Below are 10,178 nucleotides of genomic sequence, written 5' to 3'. Positions count from 1 at the left end.
TATTTTGCGAGCAAATCGCGCAGCTTCGTTTCGAATTCGATTTCTTTCTTAAGGCCTGCGTCGCCCTTGAGGGCTTCCAGAGCCTTGAGCTGTTCGGCGAGGTGTTTTTCAAGTTGGCGAAATTCTGCGAGTTTGGACATGACAGGTCTCGATTAGGTAGGTAACTAAGAGTGTATTGAAGTTCTGCGTTTTGTGCCCGCTTCCTGACTGGGCTTGCGGGATACTTGATCGACCTTCATGGGCTAGACGCATGGATAGATACCCTAGCGGTGCTTGGCGGCGGCGCAATTTTTGCTTTGTGTTGTTCGGCCAAGGCAGTAGAGGCACCTGAGCCAGGCAGTAACGTGCACTGAGGTGAGCGGCCGCCGCGTACGCAACGTTGCTCATGGAGAGCACGTGTCATCGCGAACAATAATGATGCAGCAGAAAACCCAGCGGTCCGTGCCGTTTGAGATTACAGAGGTTGCGACTGGCTGCGCAGGTTCTCGCTGGGTTCATCCTGCAGTTGGTGTAGATCCGCCCCGGCATTGTTGGCGGCCTGTGTCGTGTACGACAGCAAAAGGCTGCTGGTTAGCAGGCTGAGTGATAGAAATCGGTGCATAGGCTCCCTCCCGATGGCTTTCAACGCGCCGTGCAGTGCATTTCCGGAGCCTGATAGCCCCACACCACGATGGCCTCGCCATGGTGCTCCCATAAACTCTCATTTTGTCCCTGGTAGCGCGCGCCGCTGGCGGTCTGTTCTTTGTACATCAGCGAACTGCGGTCACCGAACTCGACGATGGCCGTGGGCGGCTCGGTGCGGAAGAAGCTGGCTACCACTTCCTTGGCTAGGTTGCCGTCACACTGGTAGAACACCGGGCCGGAGGCCTCAACCAGCCGGTAGCGCGCCTGCAGTTCGGCGATACGCAGGCGGTAGCTGTCGGCGATGCAAGTGGGCTGGTCCGCGCTTTTCCAGCAATCGTTACGACCCTTGATCCAGCCCCTTTGCTCGGCCTTGAGCACCGGCGGATGTTCATTGCCGGCCTTCTGCTGCGCGGCTGTGTAGACCTCGGCCATTTGCCGGTCCAGTGCCGAGAGTGGCTCGCTCTTGCAGATCTGTTGTTCGATGCTACCGGCCTCGACTAGAGTGCAACTGAAGGCAGGGCCCGCAGCCTGGGTGTGCGACAGAGGCAGGGTGAGCAGCAGGGAAAGCCAGTGCTTCATGGGAATCACCATTAGCGATTCAGAATACTGGGCTCAGTCTAGCTCTGTGCTGAATGGCGTGGAGGGTGGCCTAGCTTTTTTGGCGGCTAATTCCTGCTAAGGGCCGATTGCTGCCTGCAAAGGCGATATTAGGATTGCCGTATCCTCATAATCGCATCTGTGATCGCTTTTGCATTTGTGTCTGATGTCTCCATAGCCATCGCGGCGTTATCTGCAACCACTGCCGCGCCACTGGCTGAAAGCCAAACGGCGACCTCCTCGATTGCCGCCGCCAGTGCATGCTGGTTGTGCAGGAGCAATGTCAGGGCGTCAGCAGTGGCGATATTAGAAACTGAGTTATTAGGCATGCGATCCATCCTGCCAATAAGGGGTTCGCAAAGCCTAGCTCATGCGGCCGCAGCAGAATGGCTTAGTAACCGCATGCTTAAAAATTGCAACGCCGCGCAGATGATTGAGACTTTAGCCAATCTGTTGCATCGACCGGTTGAATCCACAGCCAGAAGCGGACATCCGGGAACTACTGCTTCCGGCCAATAGCGGCCGTTCTAGAACGGCAGGAAACGACCGATAACTGCCTTCGATACGCGACTTTCGCCCGCCAGCGGCTCGATTGTAAGAATATGGCGGAGAGCTGCAAAACCGCCTACGCTTATAGAATGATTCCTCGAACGCCTTGCCCATCTGGTGGTATAGAGCCGAGAGATCTGACTTCCTTTGACCGTCCGCTTAACACCCACCCGGACCAACCCGCGCCTATCGCCAGCAACTGCCCCCTGAGTCCGGTCCACACGACCAGCACTACGGCGCAACGGGTAAAAGCCAGACCCAGTCCCCCCACCTGCCGTTCAAAAGCGACCGATGCCGCAGCACCTCTGGAAACGGGGGCGCTGTTCACGTTCTGCCATGAGGTCAATCCGTATGTATCGGCCGAGCACGATTCCTTACCAGCAGCATCGAGGGTTCAGCCGAACCTTCACTCAGGGGCATTTGAGCCTTGGATTATTCTTTCCCATGGAGGCGTTCGACGGGGACACTCCGAGCATGCTCAACCAGGTCACACTGGCTAAACAAGCCGAGGCGCTGGGCTTCTGCGCGCTCTGGTTTCGCGACGTGCCGCTTCGCGACCCTGGCTTCGGCGATGTCGGCCAAGTCTTCGACCCCTGGGTTTACCTGGGTTATATGGCCGCCCATACCTCAGAGATTGCACTCGGCACCGCCTCCATCGCCATCCCGCTGCACCATCCCCTGCACACGGCCAAGGCGTCAGCCAGCGTCGATCAGTTGAGCACTGGTCGCTTGATTCTGGGGGTTGCTTCGGGAGATCGGCCAGTGGAGTTTTCGGCGTTTGGCGTCGATCCCGAAAGGCGTGGAGAGATCTTTCGAGAACACTACGAAGTGATTCGCCGCGCCCACAGCACCAGTTTTGAGCCCATCCACTGGAGCACTGGTGAAATGCAAGGCGCAGACCTGATTCCGAAACCTACCACCCAATTCATTCCAATGCTCGTGACCGGCAACAGTCGCCAGTCACTGAATTGGATCGCGCGTGAGAGCAACGGATGGATCAACTATCCACGCGTACCGAATATGCAGCGGCTGGTCGTGGAAGATTGGCGATTGGAGGTCACCAGGCAATGTGGCTCTGTGTACAAGCCCTTTACTCAGTCGCTGTACATCGATCTCGATGAGAATCCGTCCACGCCACCCACTCGTATCCATTTGGGTTTCAGACTGGGACGTTACCATCTACGGTTTTTGCTGGAGTCGCTTGAGGAAATCGGCGTGGACCACGTCATTCTCAATCTCAAATACGGCAAGCGCCCTGCGGCGGAGGTTATCGAGGAATTGGGTACGTACATCGTTGCGCAGTTCGGAGTGCAGCCGCGTCCGGCAGCGCATTGAACATCGGTCACTGCTACGCCGACGAATGTTCACCATTTATCTTCAATACAGGTGTTTTGATTGATCACCGCCCGGAACAGCAGCAGGCCCAGGCTATCCTGAGTTTCACAAAATACATCGTGGGCCTCCCAGTACTGACTGGAGCTTCCTATTGGGTTTGCTTAACCGGGCAGCTTGGCCGCAAGGACGTCTACCTTCTCGATTGATGGAGGTTCGGCAAACAGCTCGGCAACGTTTGCCATAAGCGCCGCCGCGACCTTGCCCGAAAGATGAGCCTGCCGGCCCGCTTCATCCGGGAATGCGTCAAAGATGCCAAAGGTAGACGGCCCCAAGCGGATTCCAAACCAGGCTGTAGTGGCTGGCTCCTCCTCCACTAAAGGAAGGCCGCTCAAGAGAAAGCGCTCCACCTCTTTCTCTCTCCCAGGTTTTGCTTCCAGACGAACGAACAACGCTACTTTGACCATGACGTGGCTCCTGTTGTTACGATGCAGCTGGTGCTATCTGGTCGCAATAGCTAAAAGGGGCATCCGGCTATTAACTATGGTCGACGACACCAGGATTACAAACCCAAAGAGACCAAGGGTAGCGTCGCATGTCGCTCGGACACTGAGAATGACGTAGTAGGCAGCGCGCAAACCGCAGACCAGCCGCTTGATCACTTTTCCCGAGCTGTGGCCTGGTAATCAAGACTCAACGATATCTGAAATTCAGGAGAACATAACAGATCATGGTGACTGTCAAGCCGACCAATATGTACTCGACACGCGGTAGAAATATAACTAACCCACCTAAAGAAAACACGATCAAGGTGTTTTGCAGTATGTATTTCCTTATTCGACTCACAGCTATGAAATAGCCATATTGCTTCCCCAGGAAAAACAAGACCATGCCGGTGATCGACATAATCTGGAAATCGCGCATCGCAATGTCATTCAGGATCGCATGCCTGATCAAATTTGCCAGGAGTGCCAGCCCCATAAAAAGAAAAAGGTGCGAGTAGATCAAGGCGTGCCCACTCATACTGCTTTGATGTTTGTTCAACAGGTAAAAACTATCAAAATAGATCCACCAGATACTGCAAATCATGATGAATCCGGTGATGGCTGCCATCACATTGTAATAACCCCATTGAATGTTAGATAAGCCTCCGGAAAGGCTAATAATTGACTCCCCCAATAAGATTAGGGTGAGTAGGCCTATGCGCTCAACCAAGTGCTCTGTGTGTGCTGGCAACGGTTTTAATTTAGTCCAGAAAAATACAGGAAACAGAATATCAAGAGCGATCCCAATATAAGCAACAAGGTAACGCAAGGGCGGGTCAAAAATAACGGATGAAAGGCTAATAACTGCGCTAACTAATAGGGCGAAGCCGAGTCTTGAGGAAAGTTCGCCGCGAGAATCGAGTTTACTAATGGACGAAATATACATAACACTGATGATCGCACGTATACCAAAATAGCAGGCAATAATAAGCGGGTAGTTCACTTCCAGGTCTTCCCCGATCCGTGCCGATAGCACAATGAGCAGGAGCATTATGAATAATGTTGCCAAACGGTGAAGATTGCTGTCTGTATCGAACCTGTTGGAGTAAATCGTGTGACTGGACCAGATCCACCACAACGGTACAAAAAGCAGTAAGAATGTCCATAATTGCTTATGTTCAAAGTGGCCGTCATGAACATGTCCGAGAGTGTGCGTAACCTGGCCTATCGTAACAACGAAAGTCAGGTCAAAAAACAACTCCAACCATGTGGCGTGTCGATTTTCTTCATAATACTTCAAAGATTTCATTAGTTGCCGGCTCCGTGTCCACCTCTTTAATGTAAAAGGAAGCTAACGTTGGTTTTTCCTCGGCTCCGATGTGGGTGATGCCAAGCCGATTTGGCTCTCTAGCGATTTCGTCCACGCACTAACAAAAGCTCAATCATCTGACTCATCCCGATGAACTCTGGAACTCCGTCATAGCGAAGCCCGTCAATGTAAAACGCTGGGGTGCCATTCACGCCGCTGCGTACACCGCCATTGAAATCGGCTTGTATTTTGGGAATGTAAGTATCCTCTTGCATTGCAAGATCGAATTCCTCCTTGGGAAGGCCGTGTTTGAGAACGATGGCGCGATACAGCGGCAGGCCCAATCGATCCTGATTTTCATACAATTCGTCGTGAGCCTCCCAGAAGAACCCTCTACTCCCGGCATACTCCGCGGTGACCGCTGCACCCAGCGCATGCGGGTGAGCGGTGGTCAGAGGAAAGTTACGGAACACGAACAGCAAATCATCGCGAAAATGCTGCTGCAGATTCTTGACCATCCAATACGCTTCACCGCAATAGGGACATTCATAGTCGCCAAATTCCACCAAGGTGACCTTGGCATGCGCACTTCCCTGACGATGGTCGTTGGCACTTACCGGGACTTTGAGAGTGGCCATGTAATCACCTGTTAATTTTTGATTGGCGTGCCTTGTGGCGAATTCACCAGAGCATCCAGCGCATCCAGAATGCCGTCCGCCCCAGGGTTGATTGCCATTGGTGAGACGTAGCTCCAGGCGACCACCCCCTCCTTGTCAATCACGAACAGTGCCCTCTTACAAACTCCGAGCTGGGATTCGTACGCTCCATACTGTCGTGCCACCGCCCCTTTGGGCTCGAAATCGGCCAGCAGGCTGAAGTGAAAATTCCGATCTTTGGCAAAGGCCTGATGACACCAGGCGCTGTCAACCGAGATACCCAGTAGCGCCGCACCGTATTCTCTGAATGTGGGTAGCAACTGGTTGTACAAGGTCAGTTGGTCACCACACACCGAAGTCCAGTCAGCGGGATAAAACGCCAATATCACGGGATTTCCCTTTAGCTCACGCAGCGACAACTGTTGATCAGGGGTTGCGTGAAGAGTGAAGTCGGGCGCGACAGTGCCGGCCGGCAGCGGACTCTGAACCAGGTCGCCATTGGTTTTTTGTGCATCATCGAACTCTAAAGTGTTCATTGCTTGAACCTTGATAGATGGGTGGTTGGGACTTGCTCAGTGGGATGCGACGTGCCCGGCGGGATAACTCCATCCACCATCAAGGGGTTCAAAAAAAGACAACGCTGCCTCGATCTCAGCCTGAGCCTGAGTGATTTCGGCAGTGAAACGTTCACGTTCCGCATCAAGGAACACAAGAAGATCCGCCGTGTAATCGCGGAATTGGATTAGGCCAGGTTGGCAGGGGAATGGTCAGATTCGCTCTGGCTCACCAATGACTATAGTCGTTGATGACGCTTACCGTAGTAGCTGAACGATTTTTCGCTACCCTCCAGTGCCAACAACACTCACGCGCTTATCTTGCTGCCATTTCAGGCGGCGTTTTAACACGATGATTTTGGCAGCTATTTCGCCACTTCAGACAAATCTACATCTGCTTTCTGGACGACAACTGCTGCCCGTTACGACAAGCAGAAATCGACCAGAGGCAGACACTGAAACCGCCTTCAGGTCGACAGAATGAAGGTTGATATGCGAAATGCTCTGGACAAACGAGTCGTTGTCATTAGTGCCGGCATCGTGGGCGCTTCGCTGGCGTATCACCCCTGGCTGATAAAGGCGCGAATATCACCTTGGTTGAGGCTGAAGGTAATCAAAGATGCGGCTCGTGCAGCGATGGTGCTGTACCTAACGAATAGTCGAGATCGGTCTTCGGGAAGCTGAGCGGTAGCCTTTGCGAATATTGTCACTGACCGCTTTTGGCCGGAAGCAGTAGTTCCCGGATGTCCGCTACTGGCCGATAGCTGACGGTGACGACAGGCGACTACCGGCTTTCAACGGCCGTACCGAGTGACGTTTGCGCACAATCAAAGCGGAATACTTTGGACCATAACCCATTGAAAATACTTGCTTTAGTCATGGTCTTGAAAACCGTCGACTGTAACAGGTCCATGAGTTCGAATCCCATCGCCTCCGCCATCTTAAGTACGACAAAGCCCTGATTATTCAGGGCTTTGTCGTTTCTGGGGTTTGCTAATCTGGTCGGGGCATCTCTGGACCATTTCCGCATCTTTCGAGCCATTTCCGCAACCCTACCCTTCCATCCGCCCCGCTTCTGTCAATATCAATTGCCCGACAGATTTGAAGCAATTTGATTTGTGAACCGATAATGGCAATGACTGCCAATTAAAGAAGTTGGCCGCCTCCCCCTCCTGCTCGACTCTACATAACGGATTGTGATGCCTGAGCCACTACATATCTCCTGATCAGGGCAATCCGGACAAATATGACAGCGCCTTTTTTACAACACCTCAAACAACCCTGCCGCGCCCATTCCGCCCCCCACGCACATCGTCACTACGACGAACTTCACCCCGCGTCGTTTTCCTTCCAGCAACGCGTGCCCAACCATTCGAGCTCCGCTCATGCCATAGGGATGCCCGATCGAGATAGCGCCGCCATTGACGTTCAACTTCGCTGGATCAATCCCTAGTCGCGCCGCGCAGTACACAACTTGGCAGGCGAACGCTTCGTTAAGCTCCCACAAGCCGATATCGTCTACGTTCAGGCCGTGCTGACGGAGCAATTTGGGCACCGCCAATACCGGTCCTATACCCATTTCTTCCGGCGCAAGCCCGGCGACAGCAATGCCCCGATAAAGTCCCAACGGCGCCCCCCCCAAACGCGCCGCCAAGCCACCTTCGAGTAATACGCACGCACTGGCGCCGTCAGACAATTGGCTGGCATTGCCAGCGGTGACACTGCCGCCTTCGATTACTGGTTTGAGGCCTTGCAGATCCGCCAACACGGTAGCGGGCCGATTGCCCTCATCCTGGGTGAGCAGGACCTGCACGTGGCTGACCGCACCGTCCACCTGGTTTACGATCTTCTTGCGTGCTGTGACCGCGACGATTTCATCGGCAAACAGGCCGGCGGTCTGGGCCGCCGCCGTGCGCTGCTGAGACTGCAACGCATAGGCGTCTTGCGCCTCGCGACTGATACCGTACCGCGCGGCCACTCGCTCGGCGGTTTGCAACATCGGCATGTAGGCATGCTCGTTCATGCGCAGCACAGCGTCGTCGTATGCCTCGCTCGCCAAGCGATTGTGGGTCGATTGCACAAGACTGATCTGCTCCTGACCGGCGCCGATGGTCACCTGCATGCCGTCCACGATGATTTGCTTGGCGGCCAAGGCAATTGCCATGAGGCCTGATGCGCATTGGCGGTCGACGGTCTGCCCACTCACCGACACCGGCAGACCGGCCGCCAGCGCCGACAGACGCGCGGGGTTGATCGCTGCAGTGCCGCTTTGCATGGCCGTGCCCAGCACCAGGTCTTCTATCTGGTCCGGCTCGATGCCGGCACGTTCGACTGCTGCGCGAATGGCGATTGCCGTCATGCTGGGCGTTTTGAAATCATTGAATGCGCCGCGCATGGCCTTGGCAATCGGCGTGCGAGCGGTGGAAACAATCACAGCATCTTTCATGGTTCAAGATCCTTGGTCGTGGAAGCGGGCAAGTTGCAGATCAGTTCCCCTAACGCCACGCGCAACCGTTCGGGAATCGGTACCGGGCAGCGTTCGATCCGATCGACAAAAACATGCACGAAACGCCCGGTGGCGGTGGCCAGTGCCTGCCCTTCGGGAAACACCGCAAGTTGATAATGCACGGAGCTGCGGCCCAGTTTGCTTACCGCGAGCGCGACCTCGATGCGCTCTGGAAAAGCGACCGGAGCGTGGTAATCGCAGCTGGAGCTGACCACCAGCCCGATCACCGGACCGTCATGGATATCCAGCCCGCCCTCCCCGATCAATACGTTGTTCACCGCACTGTCAAAAAAACTGTAATAGACGACGTTGTTCACGTGCCCATACACATCGTTGTCGTGCCAACGGGTCGTGATCGAGGTGAAGTGTGAGTAGTTGGCGCGCTCTCGGATGTCGGTCATCAATAGGCCGCCTCATAGATCGCCAGCGCATCGGCTTCGCTAACGGCGCGCGGGTTGTTCACCAACAGCCGCTGTTGTTGCATCGCGTCTTGGGCCAGTTGGCCCAGGCTTTCTCTGGGCACGCCGGCATCGCGCAGCGTGTCCGGCAATCCGCAACGGGAGCCCAGTTGCGCCAACTCGCAGACAAATTGCTCGCTGCGGCTCTCGCGATCGCCCGCCTGCAGCCTTGGTCCCAGCAAGGGCGAAGCCAGTTCGGCGTAGTCGGTCAGCGCATCGGGCAGGTTGAAGCGCATTACATGCGGCAGCACCAGCGCATTCGCCAGGCCATGGGGAATGTGAAAATGTCCACCCAGCGGATACGCCAGCGCATGCACCGCCGCCACTGGCGCGTTGGCAAATGCCTGACCAGCGAGGCACGCCCCGAGCAGCATTGCCTGCCGCGCGGGTAGATTGCCGCCGTTGTATACAGCCTGTTCAAGATTGTCAGCCAACAGCCGCAGCGCCTCTCGCGCCAACAGGCTCGACAGTGGATTACGCTTGAGTTTGCTGGTGTAGGCCTCGATCGCATGCACCATGGCATCGATGCCCGTGGCTGCCGTGACGGCCGGCGGCAGACCTAGCGTACAAACCGCGTCGAGGACGGCAAGATCCGGCAGCAGCAAGGGCGAGACGATCCCCATTTTGGTGGTCTCACCGGTTGTCACAATCGCAATGGGTGTCACCTCCGAGCCAGTCCCTGCGGTGGTCGGTACCTGGATCAGCGGCAGGCGCGGCCCCTTGGCCTTGTCGATACCGTACAACTCGGTAATCGGCTGGCCGCATGCGGGATGTGCGAGCAGAGCGACCAGCTTGGCCACGTCCATCGAACTGCCACCGCCGAAGCCAACGATCATGTCGGCACCAATATGCCGTGCGCGGTCCACGGCGGCGAGCACACGGTTCTGGCTCGGATCCGCCGTCACGTCACTGAAGATCGCCACACCAACTTTCGCGAGGGTGAAACCGGGCAAGACGTCATCAAGCATGCCAAGACGGGCGATGCCGGGGTCGGTAATGATCAGAATACGCCGCGCACCACGCTCGCGGCACAGGCTCGCGAGGCGTTGCGCCGCGCCGCTTTCGCAAAGAATCTGCGCAGTAGTGGCAAAGCTGAAAGGCTGCATGT

10 protein-coding genes and 3 pseudogenes are annotated in these 10,178 nt (G+C 55.5%); 3 read left to right on the top strand and 10 right to left on the bottom strand.

The genetic code is table 11. The features are described 5' to 3' along the window. A pseudogene (locus ACKJSM_RS24515) lies at window positions 1-140 on the bottom strand (transcriptional regulator); the annotation flags it as partial. A 226-nt stretch (window positions 141-366) separates the two neighbouring features. On the opposite strand from ACKJSM_RS24515, the pseudogene ACKJSM_RS24510 reads away from it, so the two are divergent. Beyond that, window positions 367-504, top strand: a pseudogene (locus ACKJSM_RS24510) (integrase); the annotation flags it as partial. 117 nt (window positions 505-621) lie between these two features. On the opposite strand, the gene ACKJSM_RS24505 reads toward ACKJSM_RS24510, so the two are convergent. Continuing rightward, window positions 622-1,203 (bottom strand): MliC family protein, encoded by a 582-nt coding sequence (locus ACKJSM_RS24505; protein WP_410239125.1) that lies wholly within the window; start codon window positions 1,201-1,203, stop codon window positions 622-624. 128 nt (window positions 1,204-1,331) lie between these two features. Continuing rightward, window positions 1,332-1,550, bottom strand: a complete 219-nt coding sequence (locus ACKJSM_RS24500) for a hypothetical protein (protein ID WP_410239124.1) — start codon at window positions 1,548-1,550, stop codon at window positions 1,332-1,334. 571 nt (window positions 1,551-2,121) lie between these two features. Here ACKJSM_RS24500 and ACKJSM_RS24495 point away from each other — a divergent pair. Beyond that, the gene (locus ACKJSM_RS24495; protein WP_410239123.1) at window positions 2,122-3,105 is read left to right on the top strand and encodes an LLM class oxidoreductase; all 984 of its coding nucleotides are present in this window, start codon (window positions 2,122-2,124) and stop codon (window positions 3,103-3,105) included. A gap of 161 nt (window positions 3,106-3,266) precedes the next feature. Here the strand turns inward: ACKJSM_RS24495 and ACKJSM_RS24490 are convergent, their stop codons facing one another. The 4 genes from ACKJSM_RS24490 to ACKJSM_RS24475 all read right to left on the bottom strand — a co-directional run bounded on the left by ACKJSM_RS24490 (window position 3,267) and on the right by ACKJSM_RS24475 (window position 6,088). Continuing rightward, window positions 3,267-3,569: a putative quinol monooxygenase gene (locus ACKJSM_RS24490; RefSeq protein ID WP_410239122.1), complete on the bottom strand. Its 303-nt coding sequence runs from the start codon at window positions 3,567-3,569 to the stop codon at window positions 3,267-3,269. Between the two features lie 226 nt (window positions 3,570-3,795). Next, the gene (locus tag ACKJSM_RS24485) at window positions 3,796-4,896 is read right to left on the bottom strand and encodes a low temperature requirement protein A (protein WP_410239121.1); all 1,101 of its coding nucleotides are present in this window, start codon (window positions 4,894-4,896) and stop codon (window positions 3,796-3,798) included. 98 nt (window positions 4,897-4,994) lie between these two features. Then, a complete protein-coding gene (locus ACKJSM_RS24480; protein ID WP_078047886.1) occupies window positions 4,995-5,534 on the bottom strand; it encodes a DsbA family protein in 540 nt (179 codons plus the stop codon). An 11-nt stretch (window positions 5,535-5,545) separates the two neighbouring features. Further along, window positions 5,546-6,088 (bottom strand): redoxin domain-containing protein, encoded by a 543-nt coding sequence (locus ACKJSM_RS24475; RefSeq protein ID WP_410239120.1) that lies wholly within the window; start codon window positions 6,086-6,088, stop codon window positions 5,546-5,548. Window positions 6,089-6,598: 510 nt separating this feature from the next. Here ACKJSM_RS24475 and ACKJSM_RS24470 point away from each other — a divergent pair. Next, window positions 6,599-6,714: pseudogene (locus tag ACKJSM_RS24470) on the top strand (FAD-dependent oxidoreductase); the annotation flags it as partial. Between the two features lie 653 nt (window positions 6,715-7,367). Here the strand turns inward: ACKJSM_RS24470 and ACKJSM_RS24465 are convergent. From ACKJSM_RS24465 to ACKJSM_RS24455, 3 genes are read right to left on the bottom strand one after another with little or no spacing between them, the layout of a single operon-like run. Next, a complete protein-coding gene (locus ACKJSM_RS24465; RefSeq protein ID WP_410239119.1) occupies window positions 7,368-8,552 on the bottom strand; it encodes an acetyl-CoA C-acyltransferase in 1,185 nt (394 codons plus the stop codon). Continuing rightward, complete coding sequence (locus ACKJSM_RS24460) at window positions 8,549-9,013, bottom strand: acyl-CoA thioesterase (RefSeq protein ID WP_410239118.1); 465 nt, start codon at window positions 9,011-9,013, stop codon at window positions 8,549-8,551. Before ACKJSM_RS24460 ends, ACKJSM_RS24465 begins: the two co-directional genes overlap by 4 nt. Then, window positions 9,013-10,176, bottom strand: a complete 1,164-nt coding sequence (locus ACKJSM_RS24455; RefSeq protein WP_410239117.1) for an iron-containing alcohol dehydrogenase — start codon at window positions 10,174-10,176, stop codon at window positions 9,013-9,015. The genes ACKJSM_RS24460 and ACKJSM_RS24455 overlap by 1 nt, the downstream gene beginning before the upstream one ends. Window positions 10,177-10,178 lie beyond the last annotated feature (2 nt).

Source organism: Pseudomonas sp. PHC1, assembly GCF_046487845.1.
Taxonomy (GTDB): Bacteria; Pseudomonadota; Gammaproteobacteria; order Pseudomonadales; family Pseudomonadaceae; genus Aquipseudomonas; species Aquipseudomonas sputi.
The sequence above is the reverse complement of the archived record's forward strand: the minus strand, read 5'-3'. Positions and strand labels throughout refer to the sequence as shown.